Raw genomic sequence first — 20,956 nt, 5'->3', positions numbered from 1 at the left:
AGGCCAAAAAACGGAGAAACGTCAGGTGAGTGCATCCATCAGGTTGACCCAGTTGCAGACCTCGATCTGGACCGGAGCGAGGTTGTTCATGGAGAGGCTGAACCGCTCGAAGAGGGGGGAGATGCCGTCGAACTCGTCCTGCTCGATCTTCTCCACGAGGGAGAGGAGAATGCCGAGCTCGCCATCCCGGGCGAGCAGCGCCTGGCGCACGTCCTCGTTCAGGTTGAGGGGGGTCACCACCTCATCGATGGAGACCTTGAGCAGGACGTCGGCCAGGGAGAGAATGCCGGTCATGAAGGCGCGGTCGGGGTAGTCGCGGTCCCGGCGGGCAAGGGGTTGTTCCGAGATGATCAGCTCCATCAGCCGCGCCCTGCTGGCCGCCATGACGAGGAGCGGGTTGTCGCACCCCCCCTTTGCCGTGTTGGTGAAGAGCGCCATCATCGCCCAGCGCCGCAGCTGGTGATACCCGATGACCATGATGGCGTGGCGCAGCGACGTGATCCGCTCCTTGATCCCCACGGAGACCGAGTTCACGAGACGGAGGAGGTTGAGGATCAGGTTCGGGTGCTGTTTGAAGGTCTGCTCCAGCTCGGCGATATCCACCTCCGCCACGAGCTGGTTGAAGAGCTTGACGATGGCCAGACGCCCCACGTCGACCCGTGTACGGGTAAGGACCGTGGGGCGGGCGAAGTAGTACCCCTGGAAATAGTTGAAGCCGAGCCGTGCGCACTCCTCGTACTGCTCGTGGGTCTCCACCTTCTCGGCCAGCAGCCCCGCCGGCTTCCAGCGGCGGAGCTTCTTCACCTCGGCGGCGAGATTCTCCATGCCGGTGCGGATGAGGTCGATCTTGATGATGTCGACGGCGTCATAGAGCGGCTCGTAGGCCGGGGCGTACACATGGTCGTCCAGGGCGATGACGAACCCCTTGCGCTTCAGCTCCCGGCAGCGCGCGATGATGGTGTCGGTGACCGGCACGTGCTCCAGGAGCTCCAGCACCACCTTTTCGGCGGGGAGAAGCTCGACGGCATCGCTCATCAGTACATCGGCGTTGACGTTGATGAACCCCCGGTGTCTGCCGAGGATTTCGGAAAAACCGAAGCTGGAAAGGGCGTCGAAGATGACGCTGGCGCTCGCCTGGAGGTAGTCGGTGACGTTGGCGTGGGGGGTGTCGGCCGACCGGAAGAGGAGTTCGAAGCCGAAGAGCTTCTGGCTGCGATCGAGAATCGGCTGGCGGCCGAGAAAGAATTTTTCTTCTGCCATCTGCGTGCTCCGCGCTGCCCGGCTTCAGCGCACCAGGGACCCGGGGGTAGTGTACGGAATCCCCAGAATAGCGCCGCCGGGGCGAAACATCAAGCGTCTACTCGCAGAGCCGCATCACCTCGCGGGCGATGAGCTCCAGCGACATGACCTTCTCGACCCCTCCGCGCTTGATCGCCTCGTTGGGCATGCCGAAGACGACGCAGCTTGCCTCATCCTGGGCGATGGTGAAGGCCCCCGCCTCCTTCATCTCCCGCATGCCGCTGGCGCCGTCGTCACCCATGCCGGTCATGATGATTCCCACCGCGTTTTTCCCGGCATAGCGGGCTGCCGAGCGGAAGAGGACGTCCACCGACGGCCGGTGCCGGGAGACCAGGGGCCCGTCCTTTATTTCCAGATAGTACCGGGCGCCGCTTCGCTTGAGGAGCGTGTGGCGGTTACCGGGGGCGATGAGCGCCCGTCCCCGGATCACCGAGTCGTTGTCAGTCCCCTCCTTGACCGAGATCCGGCAGATGCTGTCGAGCCGCTGGGCAAAGGCGCGGGTGAACCCCTCCGGCATGTGCTGGACGATGACGATGGGGGGAGAGTCCGAGGGGAACATCTCGAGAAAGGTCCGCAGCGCCTCGGTCCCCCCGGTGGAGGCCCCCACCACCACGATCTTCTCGGTGGTCTGGATCATGGCGCGGGAGCCCGGCTTCTCCAGGATCACGTCGGCCGACAGCTTGGGAGCGATCTCCTTGCCGAGACGCGGCGTGATCTTCCGGACCCGGGCCTGGCTCGCCGCCTTCACCGCATCGCAGATCCGCACCCGCGACTCCTCCAGGAACTGCTTCGTGCCGAGCTTCGGCTTCTGGATGATCTCCACCGCCCCGTACTCCAGCGCCTTGAGCGCCGTTTCGGAGCCGGCATCGGTGAGGGTCGAGCACATGACCACCGGGATCGGGTGCTGGCTCATGATCTTTCTGAGGAAGGTGATGCCGTCCATCCGCGGCATCTCCACGTCGAGGGTGATGACGTCCGGGACCTGCTCCCGCATCCGGTCGGCGGCGATGAACGGGTCGGCCGCCGGCGCCAGCACCTCGATCTGGGGATCGGAGGAGAGGATCTCGGCCATGGTCTGCCGGACCACGGCGGAATCGTCAACGATGAGTACCTTGATCCGATTCATGGTCATTCCTGAGAGGGAGACGCCGGATGTGCCATCACACCGCCTCCTCCGTTACCCGGCTCCTGCGGCACGACTCGACGGCGGCGGCCAGTTCCGCCATGCGCACCGGCTTGGAAACGTAGGTATTCATCCCTGCGGCGAGGCACCGCTCCCGGTCCCCTTCCATGGCGTGGGCAGTCAGGGCGATGATCGGGATATCCCGGTCCACGAGGGGGGAGTCCGACTCCCGGATCGCCCGGGTGGCCGAAATGCCGTCCATCTCCGGCATCTGCACATCCATAACCACTAGTTCGAACTCCCGTTCCTCCAAAATTTCCACTACTTCGCGGCCGTTGGTGACGGTCGTGACCCGGTGCCCGTCAGCTTCGAGCAGCCGCCGTATCACCTCGCGACTGATGGCGTTGTCCTCCGCCAGCAGAATCCTGAGTGGCTGCGACGTGGTGCGGAGCACCGGCGCGGGCTCCGATGGCGGAGCCTCGTGCACGGCGGAAAAACGGACGGTAAAGCGAAACGTGCTCCCCTTCCCGGGGGCACTCTCGACCCAGATCCGCCCTCCCTGCATCTCGACGATCCGCCGGGAGATTGCCAGGCCGAGGCCGAGGCCGCCGTACTTTCTCGTAATGCCGCCGTCACCCTGGCTGAAGCTCTCGAAGATGTCGTCGATCTGATCGGCGGGGATTCCGATGCCGGTATCGGTGACGCTGAAGCGAAGCGCCACCCCCTCCCCCCCCAGCTCCACCTCGACCGTGAGCGTCACCCTCCCCCGCGGAGTGAACTTGAGGGCGTTGCCGAGGAGGTTTACCAGCACCTGCCGCAGCCGGGCCGGATCGCCCTTGAGCCGGATCGGCACCTCATCCCCGACCAGCGAGGATAGCTCGACCCCCTTCAGTCGTGCCTGCTGCCCGAAACTCTTCACCATGCTCTCCACAAGGGGGCGGATGGCGAACTCGCTCGGGGTCAGCACCATCACTCCCGCCTCGATCCGGGAGAAATCGATGATGTCGTTGAGCACCACCATGAGAGACTCGGTCGACTCCTTCACGAGCTGCAGATTTTCCCGCTGCGCCGGGGTGAGTGCGGTATCGAGGGTGAGCTCGGTGAGCCCGATGATGCCGTTTATCGGCGTACGTATCTCGTGGCTCATATTGGCCAGAAACTGGCTCTTGGCGCGGTTCGCCCGCTCCGCTGCATCCTCCGCCTCACGGCACCGCCGGATTTCGGTCGAAAGGGGACGAAAGACGAAGAGATAGAGGACCGGGAAGAGGATGATGACGAGAAGCGCGGCGTCGAGGAGGTGATACGCCACGGTATCGACGGGGGAGTATGCGTAGAGGAGCTCCATCACCAGGAATTCCGTTGCGAAAATGGCGGTGATGATGATCAGAAGCGTCACCAGCGGCGACCGGAGGGTGGTGCTCCATCCGCCGGCATCCTGCGACGGCTTCGATAGCGGTCGTCCCCCCACGTTCATCATCTCCCCGTCCCCTTTCCCGCGCCCCTCCGCTCCCCCCGGCAAAGGCGTTTCAGGAGCACCTCGCCGGTGTGGGTATAGAAGATGAGCTTCCGTCCCCTCGTCCCCCCCACGTCGGCCGCCGCCACGGCAAGGCCCGAGGTCGACAGGACCCGGCGGGCGATCTCCACGTTGCGCCGTCCGACCCCGATCCTGCTTCCGCCGGTCCCGAGGAGGTCGGCGCCGCCGAAGAGCTTCACTTCCAGGCGGGCGGGGGAGACCCCCCGGGCGGAGAACATCGCCAGCATCCGGTGGATGGAGGTGTCGACGTAGCGCAGGGCATCGTCTTTATCCCCCTCGGGAAGGAGGGCGTGGCAGATGGCGGCGGTGCCGCTGGCGCGCTCGAACATCGTCACCGACACGCACGAGCCGAGCACCGTCGTCACCGCCGACGGGGCCGCACCGAAATGGAGCTCCCCCGGTTTGAGGTAGACGGCGGCAAGGTCGGTGGCCGGGGGGTTCATCGCGGCTTCCGGTAGATGGTGGATGCGACCTGCTCCACCGGAACGTCGAGGCCGGAGAGGGTCTCGGAGTGTCCCATGAAGAGATAGCCGCCGGGGACCAGATGGCGGCAGAACTTGTTCAGCAGGCGTTCCTGGGTCTGCTTGTCGAAATAAATGATGACGTTGCGGCAGAAGATGACATCCATCGGCTCCCGCATCCCGAAATCACCGTCCATGAAGTTGAGCCGGCGAAACCGCACCCGGTGCCGCAGCTCCGGCACGATCCGGACGAATCCGCGGTGGCCGTCCTTGCCGCGCAGCAGATACTTGCGCTTGAGCGCCAGAGGCACCGGCTCCACCCGCTCCTCTTCATAGACGGCCATCTTCGCCTTGTCGAGGACGGTGGTGCAGATGTCGGTGGCGAGGATGGAGTAGGAGAACCCCTCCTCCTGCCCGGCGAAGTCGTCGAGCACCATGGCGAGGGTGTACGGTTCCTCGCCGCTGGAGCACCCCGCGCTCCAGATCGAGAGCGGCTTCCTGATGCCGGAGCCGCGGGTCCGGATCAGCTCGGGGAGCGCATACCCCGTCAGGTAGTCGAAATGGGCCGCCTCCCGGAAAAAATCGGTCTTGTTGGTGGTAACCACGTCGATGAGGTGGACCAGCTCCTGCTCCGCCCCCTCGAGGCTGAAGATGTAATCGGCGTACTCCTGGAACGTCGGAATGCCGAGCTTGCGCAGCCGCTTCTGGAGCCGCGCCTCCAGCATCGTCTTCTTGGCGGGGGGCATCTTGATGCCGCATTCACCGTAGATGAACTCGCTGAAACGGGCAAACTCCCGGTCGGAGAGGGATGGGGCGCCGGTGCGGGTATCTTTGGTCAATCTGAGCATGAATCCTTATCCTGAGAACCGTATCGGTATTTCCTCCCCTCACCCGGCCTTCGGCCACCCTCGCCCATAGAGAAAGGGGACAGGGGTGAGGGGGAAGCGCCCGCCGCTAGGCTGCTTCGTCGGCCACCCCGCCGGCGGTGGCGAGCTCGTCGCCGGTGAAGGTCCTGTCGATGTCCAGGATCATGATGAACTGACCGTCATGCTTTCCCACGCCGAGGATGAAATCGGTGTTCAGCTTCGTCCCGATCCGGGGCGCCGGCTCGATCTCGGCAGGCTCCAACTCGAAGACCTCCTGCACCGAATCGGCCAGGGCGCCGAGGATGACCGTCTCGTCCCCGTGGGCCACCTCCACCACGATGATGCAGGTGTTGACGGTCTTCTCGGTCCCGGGCATGCCGAACTTGAGCCGCATGTCCATCACCGGCACCACGCTGCCGCGCAGGTTGATCACCCCCCGCATGAAGTCGGGGGTCTGGGGAACCCTGGTGATGGTGGTGAATTCGAGAATCTCCCGCACCTTCGCCACATCGACGGCGAAGACCTCCTCAGCCAGCTTGAACGTCAGGTACTGCCGTGTCTCGGTGATTGCCGCAACGCTCATGAAACCCTCCATTCCATCGGACGATCAGTCCGTCGCATCTAATGTTTTTTATCGTCAACATCCCGATATTCTTTAATCTTGTAAGGGATTCCCTGATAAGCGCACGGGAAAATGCTGAATATCGCCGGCGCTCATCCGACGCGCAATCAGAACTTCTCGAACTCGTCGTCGAACCGGTCGGCACCGGCCAGATCGAGGTCGACGCCGGCATTGACCGCCTTCTTCGTGCCATAGCCGTTGGCGTAGCCGGCGACGCGGCCCGCGGGCAGGTGCTTCACCTCCGCCGGAGCCCGTGCCGTTTTCACGGCGGCGCTCCGGCCGGCGGCCGCAACGGTGCGCCCCTCTTCCACCCGGAAGAAGGCGATGGTCGCCTGGAGCTGCTCCGCCTGGCTCGCCAACTCTTCGGAGGTGCTCGCCATCTCTTCGCTGGCACTGGCGTTTTGCTGGATCACCTGGTCCAGCTGCTGGATCGCGCGGTTGATCTGCTCCGCTCCCGTGTCCTGCTCCTTGCACGCCGCACTGATCTCCTGCACCAGCTCCGCAGTCCGCTGGATGTCCGGAACCATCCGGTTCAGCATCTCCCCTGCCGCTTCCGCTACCTGGACGCTGGAGGCCGACAGTTCGCTGATCTCCCCCGCCGCGTGCTGGCTCCGCTCCGCCAGCTTGCGAACCTCCGCCGCCACCACCGCGAACCCCTTGCCGTGCTCCCCCGCCCGCGCCGCCTCGATCGCCGCGTTCAGAGCCAAAAGGTTCGTCTGCCGCGCGATCTCTTCGATGATCGAGATCTTCCCGGCAATCTCCTTCATGGCGTGCACCGTCTCCACCACCGCTTTGCCTCCCTGCTTCGCATCCTCGGCGCTCTTCACCGCGATCCGCTCCGTCTGGGTGGCGTTGTCGGCGTTCTGACGGATGTTGGAGCTCATCTCCTCCATGCTGCTGGAGGCCTCTTCCGCCGCCGCTGCCTGCTCCGTCGCCCCCTGGCTCATCTCCTCGCTGCTGGAGGAGAGCTCCTGGCTCCCCGACGCCACGTTGTCCGCCGCCGCCTTCACGTCGACAACCACTACCTTCAGCTTCTCCACCATGTTGTTCATGGCGGCCAGGAGGAGGCCGGTCTCATCCGTGCCCGCCGTATCAATGGCAACGGTCAGGTCCCCCTCGGCCAGCCTGTTGGAGACCCCCACCGCAACGGCCAAGGGACGGGTAATGCTGCGGGTGATGAGGAAGCTGATGACGACACCGGCCAGGACTGCCCCAAGGGCAATCCACAGCACAAAGGCACGGGCGCTGTCATATGCCTTCACCGCCTCGTCGTAGCGCAGTGCCATCCGCTCTTCCTGATACTTCACGATGGCCCTGAATGCCTGGACGATCTTTTCGGCCAGGGGTGCCCCCTCCCGATTGAAGACGCCGAGGGCCTGCTCGGTCTTCCCGGCCAAGCTCAGCTCGATAACCTCGTTGTTCGCCTTCTTGGCATTGTCGATGGCGATCTTGGCGGCGGCAATCAGCTGTTTCCCCTGGTCGGTCTGCTCCAGTTTTTCCAGCTTCTCCAGGGAGGCACGGTATTCGCCCCGCAGTTTTTCGATATCTTGCTTCACCGCCGGCCGATCCCCGGCATCCTTGAGCATGACAAGGTGGATGTCGCCCATCAGGTCTCCGATGATCGACGCCACATCGTTGGCGCATTTGATCTTGGCATAGTTGACCTTCACAATCCGCTCAAGCTTCTCGTCGATCTTCCCCATCCCGCTGACGCCGATGAACGTCACCACGCCAAGCAGAATGAGCAGAATGCCGAACCCCAACCCCAGACGGACACCGATCTTCCAATCGCCGACTCGCATTGCACATCCTCCCTAAACCGGGGAACAGCCCCTCTCATTCGGCCGCATAGCCCCTCCGCCATCCGGAGATCCCCGAGCGGCCACATCCGGGTTTTCGCACGAGCACCAGTTCCTGCCGGTACGTGCATCAGGAATTTCCTGAGCTCTCACTTACCCTATCGGTACACCGCCATAAAAACTTTAGACAATTCACATAATTTTTTTATTTAATTTCAACAAGTTATACACAATAAACAAACGATTTTATATTTTTTGAAAGAATAATTTAATTATACGACAACAAAAAAGGCAAAGCCCTGTAAAAGCCTTGCCTTATATTCTTAATTAAAATTTATGACCGTATGATTTTAACGGCTCACCCAGCGGAAGCGGAGAGCTCCATGGCCGGAGGGGACCGCCTATCCCCGCGGCAGGGTAAAATAAAACGTCGCTCCATTTCCCCGGCTCCCCTTCGCCCAGACACGTCCACCGTGACGGGAAACGATCCGCTGGACGGTGGCGAGCCCTATCCCCGTCCCCGGAAACTCGCTGCTGGAGTGAAGCCGCTGGAACGCGGCAAACAGCCTGTCGGCATGATCCATCTCGAACCCGGCGCCATCGTCTCTGACGTAGTATGCAACTTCACCGCAGCAGTCGACCACCCCCACCTCGATGATGGCACGCTCCTTTCGGGACGTGTATTTCCAGGCATTGCCGAGCAGATTCTGAAGAACGATCCGCACCAGCCTGCGATCCCCCCAGGCAACCAGTTCCGGGGCGATCCGGAAGGTTGCATCGCGGCCGGGCTCGCTTTCGGCAAGGTCACGGGCGATGCCGTGGCAGAGCCCGGTCACGTCAATCTCGCGGCACTCCATCTCCTCTCGCGAGACGATGGAGAGTTCCAGCAGATCGTCGATGAGGTGCGTCATATGCCGGCCGGCGGCGCAAATCTTCCCCAGCAGGGCCATCCCTTCGTCACCCAGCACGTCGCCGAACTGCTCCGCAAGCATTTCGCCAAACCCGGCGATGTGGCGAAGGGGGGCGTGAAGGTCATGGGAGACGCTATATCCGAACGCCTCCAGCTCCCGGTTGGCCGATTCCAGTTCGGATGTGCGCTCCCGGACCCGCTGTTCGAGCTTCCGATTCAGTTCGCTCACCTCGGTCATCCGCCGCGCCAGGGTATCCTGCATCTCAAGGTAGCGCTGCCCGACCCTGATGCGCGCCCTCAACTCATCCATGTCGATCGGCTTGACAAGATAGTCGTTCGCCCCGGCATCGAGCCCCGCCACGACATTCTCCTTCCCTCCCCTGGCGGTGACGAGAATCAAATAGGGGGGCGATGATGCCCGGGATTCCTTGAGTTTCCGGCATATCTCCATGCCGTTCAGCCCCGGCATCAGCCAGTCGAGCAGAGCCATCCGGGGAGCCTCCTCCCCCTCCATCAGCCGCCACGCATCATCGCCGTCGGCGGCAACGGCCGTCTCGTAGTCCCAGCTCTTCAGGGCACCGTCGAGCATGGCGCGGGCAACGCCGTCATCATCGGCAATCAGGATTTTCACGCCACCTTCCTTTCATCGCAACGACAAAACCGAGTATTCATTCCGACCAGTAAGCACAACTTAAATAAACGCTAATAACTAAAAACTACCACTTTATTATGTAATTGTAAATAAAACGACTGTTTTACAAAAAAGACGCGCCGCAAATATCGAGGCGCGTCTTTGAGCCCGGGGAAAAACGCTTTCAGCCGTTCACCACTTCCGCCTCGCCGGCCATGCCGGCCATCTCATCGGCAGTGAAGACCCGGTCGATGTCGAGGATCATGATGAACTGCTCACCGTGTTTTCCCATCCCGAGGATGAAGTCGGTGTCGAGTTTCGTCCCGATCCGCGGCGCCGGCTCGATCTGCGCCGGCTCCAGTTCGAACACTTCCTGGACCGAGTCGGCCAGGGCACCCACCACGATCGTTTCCCCTTCCGCCGCCACCTCCACCACGATGGTGCAGGTGCTGATCGTCTTTTCCGTTTCGCTCATCCCGAACTTGAGCCGCAGGTCCATCACCGGCACCACGCTGCCGCGCAGGTTGATCACCCCACGCATGAAGGGAGGAGTCTGGGGAACCTTGGTGATGGTGGTGAACTCGAGGATCTCGCGCACTTTTGCCACATCCACCGCAAAGACTTCATCCGCCAGCTTGAAGGTCAGGTACTGGCGTGTTTCCGTTATGGCTGCCACCGGCATGGGAATCTCCTTGTATCCGGTGGGCGGTGGGAGGAACTCCTCACCGCTCACCGATCTCTCTAAAATTTCTCGAACTCCGCATCCAGGCTGTCATTCCCCAGATCCAGATCGACGCCGGCGTTGGCCGCCTTCTTCCGCGAGGCGCCACCCTCCGCGTGGTACCCGTTGGCCTGTCCGTGGGCCAGATGGCCGATCTGCGGCTTTACGGCCTTCTTCTTTGCCACCGGCGCACGCTTCACCCCGCGCCCCTCTTCCACCCGGAAGAAGGCGATGGTCGCCTGGAGCTGCTCCGCCTGGCTCGCCAGCTCTTCGGAGGTGCTCGCCATCTCCTCGCTGGCACTGGCGTTCTGCTGGATAACCTGGTCCAGTTGCTGGATCGCGCGGTTGATCTGCTCCGCTCCCGTGTCCTGCTCCTTGCACGCCGCGCTGATCTCCTGCACCAGCTCCGCCGTCCGCTGGATATCCGGAACCATCCGGTTCAGCATCTCCCCTGCCGCTTCCGCGACCTGCACGCTGGAGGCCGACAACTCGCTGATCTCCCCCGCCGCGTGCTGGCTCCGCTCCGCCAGCTTGCGAACCTCCGCCGCCACCACCGCGAACCCCTTGCCGTGCTCCCCCGCCCGCGCCGCCTCGATCGCCGCGTTCAGAGCCAAAAGGTTCGTCTGCCGCGCGATCTCTTCGATGATCGAGATCTTCCCGGCAATCTCCTTCATGGCGTGCACCGTCTCCACCACCGCTTTGCCACCCTGCTTCGCATCCTCGGCGCTCTTCACCGCGATCCGCTCCGTCTGGGTGGCGTTGTCGGCGTTCTGACGGATGTTGGAGCTCATCTCCTCCATGCTGCTGGAGGCCTCTTCCGCCGCTGCAGCCTGCTCCGTCGCCCCCTGGCTCATCTCCTCGCTGCTGGAGGAGAGTTCCTGGCTCCCCGACGCCACGTTGTCCGCCGCCGCCTTCACGTCGACAACCACGACCTTCAGCTTCTCCACCATGTTGTTCATGGCGATAAGCAACTGGCCGGTCTCGTCCGTGCTCTTCGCCTCGATGGCAACGGTCAGGTCCCCCTCGGCCAGCCGGTTGGAGATGTCGACCGCCTCTTTCAGAGGACGGCTGATGATCCGGGAGATAAAGATCCCGAGCATCACGGCGAGCACGACGCCGACGATCACCAGCGTTATCATCAGGCTGATGGCGCCTCGGGCAGTGACGGCGTTGGCGTCGGCCTTCTTCTTGGCATCCTCGGTCTTCAGGTCGGCGAGTTTCTGGATAGCCTCCTCACCGGCCATGGCTATTTCCACGTTTTTGGGCTCGCGGAGCACGTCGAATGCCTCGGCGCTCTTGCCCGCCATGAGGAGATCGATCATCTTGCCGCGAAGCTGCCCGTAATCGGCCACCCGTCCCCTTACCTCGGCAACTGCTTTTTTAATCTCCGGCGCCTGGGAGTTCTGCTCCACCTTCTTGAGGGACTCCTCCAGCTTGCCGTCGAGTTCCTTGATTCTCGCCAGGTGCTTCTCCTTGTCGACCTGGGTCCGGTCAATAAAGATTTCCCGGAGGTTGACCCGCGTTCGCTGGTAGTACTCGGTGGCATCCACCAGGTCCGAGATCGGCATCGTGTTAATGCGGTACATCGACTCGCTCGCCTCCTGGAGGGTCCTGAGGCGGGTGACCCCGAAGAAGCCGATGACCCCTGCGATGACGGCCACCAGAATGAAGCCGGTCAGAAGCTTTGCCGCAATCCTCATGTTGTAAAACCACTGCATACCCGTTCCTCCCTTTGACAATGCTGTAGACGAAAAAATCGTCAATGAAGCAGGCCTTATACAGACACGTATCGGCGCTTAGCTTTTTCACGGCATAAGGGAATACCTGATAGGGGCAAGGAAATACTGAAATAAGGGTTGCACTATCCAAAAACGGTGAGAGGTACTGTCAGCCGCCGGTTCTCGCCGGATCGGCGCCACGGGGGTTCTGCGAAATCGCGTGAGAAAGGAGAGGAATTGGAAGAATGTTGTTTCAGTCGAGGGAGGTCAGCCCCTCGCGGATGGCGTACTTGGTCAACTGGGCAACGTTGCGGATATCGAGCTTCTTCATGATTTGCATCCGGTGAGTCTCGACGGTCTTGGTGCTGATTTCGAGAAGAAATGCCACTTCCTTGACATTCTTCCCTTCGGCAATGAGTTGAAGGACCTCCCGTTCGCGGACGGAAAGCGTCGGATGGGTGGCAGCGGCAGCCACCGTCCGTTGGTCCAGGAACCCCCGGACGACGTGGCCGGCAATCTTGGGACTGAGGTACGTCTCGCCGGCGGCGACACAGCGGATTGCTCCGATGAGTTCATCGAACGCGCAATCCTTCAGAAGATAGCCTGTAGCTCCGGCGGCGAGAGCCTCGGTCACGAATCGCCGGTTGGAATGCATCGACAGGACGAGCACCCGCACATCGGGCAACGATGCAATGATGCGGCGTGTAACTTCAATGCCGTTCATGTCCGGCATGGAGATATCCATCAGGATTACGTCGGGCTGGTGTTCCCGTGCCCGACGCAGAGCCGACTGGCCGCTGTCCGCTTCGGCCACGACCTCCATGTCACTCTGACTCTCCAGGAGATGGCGCATCCCGTGGCGCACGATCTGGTGATCATCAACTATCATGATTCTCATAATGTGCTGGCTATCGCTCCTTACCTGAGTATTCGGCGGTTTGCCACCAGCAGGAGGGCCGGGGCGCCATTCGACGGCTCCGAACTATAGCAAGAATGACACCATTCACCACTCAGAATCTTTCCGAGTTGACCAGGGGCACATTCCAGAACGGCACCGATCGAAACTACCCGGAGCGGCTGGACGTAAAAAAGGCGCGCCCGGAATACCGGAGCGCGCCTTGCGCGTGTGCAGTGCCTCGGACGTGGCCGATCAGAATTTTTCGAACTCACCATCCAGAGGGTCCGGGCCGCCAAGCTCCAGGCTGACACCTGAGTTCACGACCGCCTTCGCCGGTTTTTTCGACAGAGGCTCACTGGGATGATAACCGTTGGCAGCCACATGGGGAGCGGCCGGCTTTTTCGCCGACCGGGAGACGATGGGGGCGCGCCGACTACCTGCCGATTCGTCCACCCTGAAGAAGGCGATGGTGCTCTGGAGCTGCTCCGCCTGGGCCGAAAGCTCTTCGGCGGTGGAGGCCATCTCTTCGGCCGCGCCGGCATTCTGCTGTATCACGGCGTCGAGCTGCTGGATCGCCTTGTTGATCTGCTCGGCACCGGTATCCTGCTCCTTGCTGGCGGCGCTGATCTCCTGCACCAGTTCGGCAGTCCTCTGGATGTCGGGGAGAATCCGGGCCAGCATCTCACCCGCCTTCTCGGCAACGTCCACGCTGGTGGACGAGAGCTGGCTGATCTCCGCCGCTGCGTGCTGGCTCCGCTCGGCCAGCTTGCGCACCTCGGCGGCCACCACCGCAAACCCCTTGCCGTGCTCCCCGGCCCGGGCCGCCTCGATGGCGGCGTTCAACGCCAGCAGGTTCGTCTGCCGCGCAATCTCTTCGATGATCGAGATCTTCCCGGCGATCTCCTTCATGGCCGTCACCGTCTCGGCCACCGCCTTTCCTCCCTGCTTGGCGTCCTCGGCACTCTTGATGGCGATCCGTTCGGTCTGCACCGCATTGTCGGCGTTCTGGCGGATGTTGGAGCTCATCTGCTCCATACTGCTGGAGGCCTCCTCAGCAGCAGCAGCCTGCTCGGTGGCCCCCTGGCTCATCTGCTCGCTCCCGACGCTCATCTCGCGGCTGCCGGCGGTGACGTTGTCCGCCGCCACCTTCACCTCCGCCACCACGTCCGAAAGCTTCTTCACCATGGTGGAGAGGGCCTTCATCAGCTCGTCGTTGTCGGAGCGCTGCTTCAGTTCCACCGTCAGATCGCCCCCCGCCACCTGCTGTGCCGCCCGGACAATGCCGTTGGTGGCGTCGATAAGCGCATTGAGGTTCTGCTTGATGAGATTGTACTGCCCCTTGTACTCCCTGGTAATGACCGGCGGCATGTCACCCTTGCTGATTTTGTCCACGTAGTCGGCGGTAACCATGAGGGGCTCCACGATGTTGGTGACGGTGTCGTTCACCCCCTGGGCCAGGATCTGCCATCCCCCCACGAAGAGCGCGGCGTTGGCGCGCCTGTCGAGCTCTCCGTCGGCCGCCGCCTTGATGAGAATGCTGAGCTGCTCCTCGAACTGCTTGAGATTCCCCCGCACCCCTTCGATGGTCTCGTTGATGAACGCCTTCTTGCCGGGGAACTTCTCCAGGTCGGCGTCGAAATTTCCTTTCCCGAATTCGGCTATACACGCCATCGCCTTCTTCTTGACGGCGATGTGGCCGTTGACCATGTCGTTGACCCCCTTGGCCATGGCGCGGTAGGCCCCCTGGTAGTTGTCGGCGGTAATCACCACCTCAATGTCTCCCAGGTCGTGCATCTTGGACATCTCGTTCATGTCGCTGATGAGCCCGTTCAGGGTGTCGATACACTGGTTGAGGTTGTTCTTGATCTCGTTGAAGTCGCCGTTGTAACTGTCGGTGATCCGTGGCGGGATATCCCCCTTGCTGATCCGGTCGATGTACTCGCCCGCGACGTTCAGGGGGCCGATGACGGCGTCGAGGGTATCGTTCACCCCCTCGACGATCTTCCGGAAATCCCCCTGATGTTTCGTCGCATCGGCGCGGGTCGCCAGCCGCCCGGCCACCGCCGCCTCCGACAGCGTGTTGGCGTCGGCCGAAAGAGCCTTGATGGCTTCCACCATTTTTCCCATGGCGACGATGATGCTCCCTTGATCCTGGCCGGAGGTATCGATCTGCAGGGCAAGGTCGCCAACGGCCACCTTGCCGGCAATCTCGGCCACGTACTGAGGCTCGCCCCCCAGTTGCCTCTTGATGCCACGTGTGATTATAAAACCGATGAGTGTTCCCAAGCAGAGCGCCAGCGCAGGCAGAACCGTCATCATCATCATGGCGCGACTGGCGACGACGCCGTTTTCCTCTGCCGTCTTCTTGGCGGTCTCCTCCTTGGAAGCGGTCAGCTTGTCGAGGAGCTCCTGCTCGTGGAGCGCCGCCGCCTTCCCTTCTCCCTTGACCACCGCTTCCGCCTCAGCCTGGCGTCCCGCACCCGCCAGGGAGAGGGCCTTTTCAAGCGCTGCCCCATATACCTTGCGGGATTCCTTGAACTCGCCGAAGATTTTTCGTCCCTCGTCGGTCAGGATGGTCTTCTCGAACGAATCCGAACGTCTGCCGATCTCCTCCCGCAGTTTTCCGATGGTCTCTGCCGCCTTTGCCCGCTCCTGGGAAGTTTCAGCGGTGACGGCGTCCCGCAGATTGATCCGCATCCGCTGAAACGCCACCGACATCGCGCCCAGGTCCCCCAACGGCGCGGCCATTTTCTCGTACATCAGGTCCCCGGCCTTATCCAGCTTGCGGAGGTTCACGACACCGACGACACCGACAACGACCGCCAGGAGAGCAACTATGACGAACCCTCCCACCAGTTTTGCTCCGATCTTCATGTTCTTGAGCATACGTCCTCCTTTCCCTTTCCGATTACACCGACATTGTGTCTATGGGTTCTTCCTGAACACCTGGGCATCGGGAACCACCTGCTCGAAGAGATGGGCTCCGCCCCGTGGCAAAGCGGACCATATGGTCCGCCGCATGTTCGAGGGGAGGCTGGTCGCGCATGAAAAAGGTAAATGCCATCGTCCTCCACCGCTCCATAGCCGACCGTCTTTGTCAATCAAAGCGCATGTAATCCTGATCGGCAGGGTTATGAATAGAGCCATCAGAATGTTCCTTACCTCACCATCAGGATAACCCTTATCGACTTTCGTTTCTTTTCGCTTGCACCGTGCAGCGCACCCATTCACCGTTCTCCGGCACCAACAAAAAAGCACCGAATCATCGGTGCACTGATCTTCCGCCACCAAGACATTACCCCTCCCGTGACAGGAAGGGGCAGGGGGGTGGGTGAGATTTCAATTGGCTGAGGTCGTGGCACGTTCTCGGCTGTTTTTAAAAAGAGGAACGTGCGGCCGATCGGCAGAGGAAATTCCAGAGGAAGGAAGGGGAAACCCGTTGAGGGGGGGGTCAGTCGAGGGAGGTGAGCCCTTCGCGGATGGCGTACTTCGTCAGTTCGGCGACACTGGTTATCCCCAGCTTGCGCATGATCTGCGTCCGCTGGGTTTCGACCGTCTTCACGCAGGTGCCGAGGGTGAAGGCAACTTCCTTGGTGTTCTTCCCCTCCGCAACGAGTTGCAGAACCTCGCGCTCGCGGGGGGTAAGGCGGGCACCGGTGGGTGAGGCGGGGCGGCCGCGGCTGCCGAGAAAGTCGCTGACGACCCCCCCGGCGATGCGGGGGCTGAGGTAGTAGCGGGCCGCCTTCACCTCGCGGATGGCTCCCACCAGCTCGTCGAACGCGCAGTCCTTCAGCAGGAAGCCGCAGGCACCGGCGGCGAGGGCCTCTTCAACGAAGCGCCGGTCGGAATGCATGGAGAGGGCGAGGATCCGGACATCCGGAAAGTTCTCTGCGATGCGGCGGGTCGCCTCGATGCCGTTCATTTCGGGCATGGAGAGATCCATGACGACCACATCGGGAGCGGTGTCGCGCACGCGCTGGATGGCCTCCCTCCCCCCCTCGGCCTCTCCGACCACCACGAGGTCGCTCTGCCCTTCCAGGAGAGACCTGAGCCCCTCGCGCATGATCTTGTGATCGTCGACCACCAGCACCCTCACCGCCATTGGCGCCCCCTTTTGTTCCCTGCCCTCATCTCAGTCGGCCGCGCCGCGCGGCGAAACGATCCCCGCCGCGCCTTCTTCTGCGGAAGCGTCCCGGAGAAGCTGAGCTATCACCGTGACGGCCGTCCCCCGTCCCGGCGCCGAGACGATCAGCAGCTCTCCCCCGAGACGCTCGAGCCGCTGGCGGATATTGAAAAGACCGAAACCGGTCAGGCTGCGCGACCGGGAGATGTCGACGGCACGCTCAGCCTCGAAGCCGGCGCCGTCGTCCCTGACGTCGACGACAATCTGCCCGGCACCCGCCCGGACTGCAATCGTCGCCCGGGTTGCCCGGGCATGTTTGACCGTATTGATCAGAATCTCGCGCACCGCCTGGAAAAGGGTAACCTTCACCTCTTCGGCAAGGGGCTTGACTTCGCCGTCGTCCTGGAACGAAACCGTCAGGCCATGCTCCTCCTGAAAGGTCTCGGCGAGCCATTCGAGGGCCGCTTCAAGCCCCACTTCGTAGAGCAGCGGCGGGCTGATCTGGAAGATGAGGGTCCGGACTTCCTGGATGGACTGTTCGAGAAGGGCGGCGGTTTCGCGAAGCGTTTCGGCACCTTCGGCCACAACGAACTGCCTGAGGGAATCCGTTCTGATCTTGGTAAAGGCGAGGGTCTGCCCGATCCGGTCGTGGAGGTCGGCAGCGAGGCGGCGGCGTTCCCGCTCCTCCGCCAGGGAGAGTTCGGCGGCCAGGCTCCGAAGCTCCTCCTGGTAGCGCGAAAGCGTGTTCTCGGCGGCGGTCCGGTCGGTGATATCCTCACCGATGCTCATGGTGCCGGCACTCGCCCCGTCATCCCCCATCAGGACCGTATTGGTCCATGAGATGAAGCGCCGGCTCCCGTCCCGGGTCACGATGTCGTTCTGGAAGTGGGCCGGAACGGCCCCTGTGGTCAGTCCCGAGGAGAAGAACCGCTTCACCGTTCCCTGGTCCAGCGGGATGAACCGGTCGAACCAGTTGGCGCCGAGCACCTCCTGCCGCGACCACCCCACGAGCCTTAGGAAGTAGTCGTTGCAGAACGTGATCTTCCCCGCGGTATCGAGCCGGACGGCAATGAGCTCCATATTTTCGAGCGTCTCCCGGAAGCGGAGCAGCTGCTCCTCAACCTCAAGCCGGCGGGAGATCTCCCGCCGGAGTTGCCGACAGCGGCGCAGGGAGACGAGGGCGAACGCGAGCGCCAGGATGGCCATTCCGGTCACGATATATCCTTGAGTCCGTGCCCCGAAAGCCGGAGCAGGGGAAAATCTGGAGTAGGTGCCTCTATTTCTTTAACGGTAACGCATCATGCCGCGCCCCGCAAGGGCTCGGCACGCCGCCATCAGCGCATCCCGAAAAAAAACGGCCGCCGGACCGGAATGGTCACGGCGGCCCGAAGCACGTTCTGCCTCGAAATATCACCAGACAGCCTGCTCGCGCTCCACCTCGCGGACCAGCTGGGGGATGTCGAGAATGAGGGCGACGGAGCCATCGCCGAGGATGGTGGCGCCGGAAAGCCCCTTCACATCCTTGTACATCTTCCCCAGCGACTTGATCACCGTCTGGTGCTCGCCGATGACGTGATCCACCACGAAGCCGACGCGCCCGCCATTCACCTGGGTGATGACGATCTGCTCGATCTCCGGCGCATCGCCCCCCACCAGGAACCGCTCACGCAGCGGGACGTAGGGGACGATCTGGTCGCGGACGCTGGCCAGGTTCCGGCCGTGGGCGTTTCGCACGTCCTCCCGGGTCAGCTCCACGCACTCTTCCACGATGGAGAGGGGGAGGACGAAACAGTCGGCGCCGATCTTCACCAGGAGGCTCTCGATGATGGCGAGGGTCAGGGGGAGCTTGATGGTGATGACGGTCCCCTTCCCCCGTTCGCTGGTGAGGTCGATGGTGCCGCGCAGGGCGTCGATCGCCTTCTTCACCACGTCCATCCCGACGCCGCGCCCCGAGACGCTGGTGACGGTCCGGGCGGTGGAGAAACCGGGGGCGAAGATCAGGTCGAAGATCTCCTTGTCGGTAAGCTCGGCGGTGGCCGGGACGATCCCCCGCTCGACCCCCTTGGCCCGGATCGCCTCCCGGTCGAGGCCGGCGCCGTCGTCGGTGATGGTGATGAGGACGCTGTCCCCCGAATGGACCGCGGCGAGGTGGATCGTACCCTGGCGCGGCTTGCCGGCGGCGAGGCGCTCCTCAGGGTGTTCGATGCCGTGGTCGATGGAGTTGCGGATAAGATGGACCAGCGGATCGTTCAGCTTCTCGATCACCGTCTTGTCCAGCTCGGTGTCGGCGCCGTCGGTGGTCATCTCGATGTCCTTGCCGAGCTCCACCGACAGGTCGCGCACCAGGCGCTTGAACTTGCTGAAAGTGGTGCCGATGGGGAGCATCCGGATATTGAGGGCGGTGTCGCGAAGCTCGTTGGTGAGCCGCTCCACCTCCTCGGCAATGGAAGCCAGAAGCGCGTCGCCCCGTCCCGTGGCGGTCTGGGAAAGCCGCGCCTGGACCGTCACCAGCTCCCCCACCAGGTTCACGAGGAGGTCGAGTTTCTCCGCCGGCACCCGGATGCTGGAGGCGCTCTCCTGGGCCTGGCGATCCTTGCGGACCTCCTTCACGTGCTGCTGCTCCACCAGGGCCGACGCCACCTTTTCGGGGGTCACGACCCCCTGTTCCACGAGGAGCTCGCCGAAGCGTTTCTGCCGGGCGATGATCGTCTCCAGGTCGTGGCGGGTGAGATCCCCCCGCTCGGTAAGGATGCTCCCGAGCTTCTTGTAGTCGGCGTCGGTATCGAGGATGCCGCCGTCGTCGATGACGTCGATCTTCAGCTCGCAGTCATCCTCGATGAAGATGAAGACGTCCCTGATGGCGTCGGTCCCCCGCTTCGTGGTGAGGATCACGTCCCAGTAGACGTAGCAGAACTCGGGGTTCAGCTCCTCAAGTTCCGGCACGTTGGCCATCTGGGCCACCGCCCGGCAGGGGCCGAGCTGGTTCAGTTCGGCCAGGAGCAGGAGGGGATTGGTGCCGTTGACCGTCACCTCCGGCACCGGCTTGAAGCGGATGCGGTAGGTGACCGCTGGCCCCTCTCCTCCATCGAGACGGGAAGCCGGCCGTTCCGCCGCCGGGAGCGGGTCGCCGATCGCCGGGGCGGGGACGAGACGCTTCAAACCGGCGATCACCTCCTCGGCCTCGCGTCCCTCCACCGCTTCACCGCCGTCGGAGGCGTCGAGCATCCCCTTGATCAGGTCCCGGGCCCGGAGCGTCAGGTTGACGAGATCGCGGGTCACCGCCATCTTGCCGTTGCGGACCAGGTCGAAGACCGTCTCCACCTCATGGGTGAAGGTAGCGATATCCTCAAAGCCGAACATCGCCCCCGACCCTTTGATGGTGTGCATCGCCCTGAAGACCCGGCCGATCAGCTCCACATCCTCCGGGTTCTCCTCCAACTCCAGAAGCGAGTTCTCCAACTCGGCCAGGAGTTCGTACGCCTCTTCCTTGTAGGCCTGGCGATGGGCGTCCATTAGCCGAGCACCTTTTTGACCACCGCCACGAGCTGCTCCGGCTTGAAGGGCTTCACGATCCAGCCGGTGGCGCCGGCCGCCTTCCCTTCCGCCTTCCGGGAGTCCTGGGACTCGGTGGTCAGCATGACGATGGGGGTGAACCGGTAGGAGGGGTTAGCCCGCACTCCCTTGATGAGACCGATGCCGTCCAGGTTCGGCATGTTCAGGTCGGTGATCACCATGTCGACTTTGGTCCCCGCAAGCTTCGCCAGGGCATCCTTGCCGTCCACCGCCTCCACCACGTCGTAGCCGTTCTGCTTAAGGGTAAAGGCGACCATCTGACGCACACTGGCAGAATCGTCAACCGTCATGATCATCTTGGCCATCAGTCACTTCCTCCCGTCCATATGCATGTTTTTCCCACATCCCGCGCACATCCCACGTGCCGTGGAAAGCCGGCGAGCACCACCGCCTCGGCGAACGCCCCATCCCGCTCTCCGGTCAGGCGAAACGCCCGGCCGCGGACACAGGAGGTGCGGTGGGCGGCGCAGAGAAGCTGCAATCCGGAGAGATCGACGCTCGCCACCTGCCGAACGTCCACGGCCACCGTCGCCGCGGCGTCGAAGGCGTCGAGGAGCGTCTGCCGCAGCTCCCCGGCCCACGGAATGGTCATGTCGCCCGAAAGCTTCAGGACGAGCGCCGCGCCACCGGCCTCTTCGCTTCGTTCTATGGTCAGTCCGTCCATTGATTCTCCTCGTT

At 62.8% G+C, this 20,956-nt stretch carries 17 protein-coding genes; all 17 read right to left on the bottom strand.

Features of this window, described 5'->3' with window-relative positions; genetic code table 11:
- Window positions 1-21 precede the first annotated feature (21 nt).
- A complete protein-coding gene (locus GPICK_RS05815; protein ID WP_039741263.1) occupies window positions 22-1,260 on the bottom strand; it encodes an EAL and HDOD domain-containing protein in 1,239 nt (412 codons plus the stop codon).
- Window positions 1,261-1,357: 97 nt separating this feature from the next.
- Window positions 1,358-2,425, bottom strand: a complete 1,068-nt coding sequence (locus GPICK_RS05810; RefSeq protein ID WP_039741261.1) for a protein-glutamate methylesterase/protein-glutamine glutaminase — start codon at window positions 2,423-2,425, stop codon at window positions 1,358-1,360.
- Window positions 2,426-2,459: 34 nt separating this feature from the next.
- A complete protein-coding gene (locus tag GPICK_RS05805) occupies window positions 2,460-3,899 on the bottom strand; it encodes an ATP-binding protein (protein ID WP_052263315.1) in 1,440 nt (479 codons plus the stop codon).
- Window positions 3,896-4,399, bottom strand: coding sequence for a chemotaxis protein CheD (locus GPICK_RS05800; RefSeq protein WP_039741260.1), 504 nt, complete (start codon window positions 4,397-4,399; stop codon window positions 3,896-3,898). The genes GPICK_RS05805 and GPICK_RS05800 overlap by 4 nt, the downstream gene beginning before the upstream one ends.
- The gene (locus GPICK_RS05795) at window positions 4,396-5,265 is read right to left on the bottom strand and encodes a CheR family methyltransferase (RefSeq protein WP_039741258.1); all 870 of its coding nucleotides are present in this window, start codon (window positions 5,263-5,265) and stop codon (window positions 4,396-4,398) included. The genes GPICK_RS05800 and GPICK_RS05795 overlap by 4 nt, the downstream gene beginning before the upstream one ends.
- Before the next feature lie 106 nt (window positions 5,266-5,371).
- Window positions 5,372-5,866, bottom strand: coding sequence for a chemotaxis protein CheW (locus tag GPICK_RS05790; RefSeq protein ID WP_039741256.1), 495 nt, complete (start codon window positions 5,864-5,866; stop codon window positions 5,372-5,374).
- Window positions 5,867-6,012: 146 nt separating this feature from the next.
- Window positions 6,013-7,707, bottom strand: a complete 1,695-nt coding sequence (locus GPICK_RS05785) for a methyl-accepting chemotaxis protein (RefSeq protein WP_039741254.1) — start codon at window positions 7,705-7,707, stop codon at window positions 6,013-6,015.
- 398 nt (window positions 7,708-8,105) lie between these two features.
- Window positions 8,106-9,245, bottom strand: a complete 1,140-nt coding sequence (locus tag GPICK_RS05780; RefSeq protein ID WP_052263314.1) for a sensor histidine kinase — start codon at window positions 9,243-9,245, stop codon at window positions 8,106-8,108.
- Between the two features lie 184 nt (window positions 9,246-9,429).
- Window positions 9,430-9,927, bottom strand: coding sequence for a chemotaxis protein CheW (locus tag GPICK_RS05775; RefSeq protein WP_039741252.1), 498 nt, complete (start codon window positions 9,925-9,927; stop codon window positions 9,430-9,432).
- Window positions 9,928-9,986: 59 nt separating this feature from the next.
- The gene (locus GPICK_RS05770) at window positions 9,987-11,684 is read right to left on the bottom strand and encodes a methyl-accepting chemotaxis protein (protein WP_039741250.1); all 1,698 of its coding nucleotides are present in this window, start codon (window positions 11,682-11,684) and stop codon (window positions 9,987-9,989) included.
- A 253-nt stretch (window positions 11,685-11,937) separates the two neighbouring features.
- Window positions 11,938-12,582: a response regulator gene (locus GPICK_RS05765; protein ID WP_052263313.1), complete on the bottom strand. Its 645-nt coding sequence runs from the start codon at window positions 12,580-12,582 to the stop codon at window positions 11,938-11,940.
- 252 nt (window positions 12,583-12,834) lie between these two features.
- The gene (locus GPICK_RS05760; RefSeq protein WP_039741246.1) at window positions 12,835-15,468 is read right to left on the bottom strand and encodes a methyl-accepting chemotaxis protein; all 2,634 of its coding nucleotides are present in this window, start codon (window positions 15,466-15,468) and stop codon (window positions 12,835-12,837) included.
- A gap of 565 nt (window positions 15,469-16,033) precedes the next feature.
- Complete coding sequence (locus GPICK_RS05755) at window positions 16,034-16,684, bottom strand: response regulator (RefSeq protein WP_039741244.1); 651 nt, start codon at window positions 16,682-16,684, stop codon at window positions 16,034-16,036.
- Window positions 16,685-16,714: 30 nt separating this feature from the next.
- The gene (locus GPICK_RS05750; protein WP_236685696.1) at window positions 16,715-17,911 is read right to left on the bottom strand and encodes a PAS domain-containing sensor histidine kinase; all 1,197 of its coding nucleotides are present in this window, start codon (window positions 17,909-17,911) and stop codon (window positions 16,715-16,717) included.
- Between the two features lie 204 nt (window positions 17,912-18,115).
- Window positions 18,116-20,218: a chemotaxis protein CheA gene (locus GPICK_RS05745; protein WP_039741242.1), complete on the bottom strand. Its 2,103-nt coding sequence runs from the start codon at window positions 20,216-20,218 to the stop codon at window positions 18,116-18,118.
- Window positions 20,218-20,583, bottom strand: coding sequence for a response regulator (locus GPICK_RS05740; RefSeq protein ID WP_039741240.1), 366 nt, complete (start codon window positions 20,581-20,583; stop codon window positions 20,218-20,220). The genes GPICK_RS05745 and GPICK_RS05740 overlap by 1 nt, the downstream gene beginning before the upstream one ends.
- Window positions 20,583-20,942 carry an STAS domain-containing protein gene (locus GPICK_RS05735; RefSeq protein ID WP_039741238.1) on the bottom strand — a complete coding sequence of 120 codons (360 nt, stop codon included), beginning with the start codon at window positions 20,940-20,942 and terminating at the stop codon, window positions 20,583-20,585. The genes GPICK_RS05740 and GPICK_RS05735 overlap by 1 nt, the downstream gene beginning before the upstream one ends.
- Window positions 20,943-20,956 lie beyond the last annotated feature (14 nt).

It is taken from the genome of Geobacter pickeringii (assembly GCF_000817955.1).
GTDB classification, from domain to species: domain Bacteria; phylum Desulfobacterota; class Desulfuromonadia; order Geobacterales; family Geobacteraceae; genus Geobacter; species Geobacter pickeringii.
The sequence above is the reverse complement of the archived record's forward strand: the minus strand, read 5'-3'. Positions and strand labels throughout refer to the sequence as shown.

What these genes read in the sequence shown, in the direction of transcription:
- GPICK_RS05815 (WP_039741263.1), bottom strand. Translation starts at nt 1,260, where the DNA reads ATGGCAGAAGAAAAATTCTTTCTCGGCCGCCAGCCGATTCTCGATCGC.
- GPICK_RS05810 (WP_039741261.1), bottom strand. Translation starts at nt 2,425, where the DNA reads ATGAATCGGATCAAGGTACTCATCGTTGACGATTCCGCCGTGGTCCGG.
- GPICK_RS05805 (WP_052263315.1), bottom strand. Translation starts at nt 3,899, where the DNA reads ATGATGAACGTGGGGGGACGACCGCTATCGAAGCCGTCGCAGGATGCC.
- GPICK_RS05800 (WP_039741260.1), bottom strand. Translation starts at nt 4,399, where the DNA reads ATGAACCCCCCGGCCACCGACCTTGCCGCCGTCTACCTCAAACCGGGG.
- GPICK_RS05795 (WP_039741258.1), bottom strand. Translation starts at nt 5,265, where the DNA reads ATGCTCAGATTGACCAAAGATACCCGCACCGGCGCCCCATCCCTCTCC.
- GPICK_RS05790 (WP_039741256.1), bottom strand. Translation starts at nt 5,866, where the DNA reads ATGAGCGTTGCGGCAATCACCGAGACACGGCAGTACCTGACGTTCAAG.
- GPICK_RS05785 (WP_039741254.1), bottom strand. Translation starts at nt 7,707, where the DNA reads ATGCGAGTCGGCGATTGGAAGATCGGTGTCCGTCTGGGGTTGGGGTTC.
- GPICK_RS05775 (WP_039741252.1), bottom strand. Translation starts at nt 9,927, where the DNA reads ATGCCGGTGGCAGCCATAACGGAAACACGCCAGTACCTGACCTTCAAG.
- GPICK_RS05770 (WP_039741250.1), bottom strand. Translation starts at nt 11,684, where the DNA reads ATGCAGTGGTTTTACAACATGAGGATTGCGGCAAAGCTTCTGACCGGC.
- GPICK_RS05765 (WP_052263313.1), bottom strand. Translation starts at nt 12,582, where the DNA reads ATGAGAATCATGATAGTTGATGATCACCAGATCGTGCGCCACGGGATG.
- GPICK_RS05760 (WP_039741246.1), bottom strand. Translation starts at nt 15,468, where the DNA reads ATGCTCAAGAACATGAAGATCGGAGCAAAACTGGTGGGAGGGTTCGTC.
- GPICK_RS05755 (WP_039741244.1), bottom strand. Translation starts at nt 16,684, where the DNA reads ATGGCGGTGAGGGTGCTGGTGGTCGACGATCACAAGATCATGCGCGAG.
- GPICK_RS05750 (WP_236685696.1), bottom strand. Translation starts at nt 17,911, where the DNA reads ATGGCCATCCTGGCGCTCGCGTTCGCCCTCGTCTCCCTGCGCCGCTGT.
- GPICK_RS05745 (WP_039741242.1), bottom strand. Translation starts at nt 20,218, where the DNA reads ATGGACGCCCATCGCCAGGCCTACAAGGAAGAGGCGTACGAACTCCTG.
- GPICK_RS05740 (WP_039741240.1), bottom strand. Translation starts at nt 20,583, where the DNA reads ATGGCCAAGATGATCATGACGGTTGACGATTCTGCCAGTGTGCGTCAG.
- GPICK_RS05735 (WP_039741238.1), bottom strand. Translation starts at nt 20,942, where the DNA reads ATGGACGGACTGACCATAGAACGAAGCGAAGAGGCCGGTGGCGCGGCG.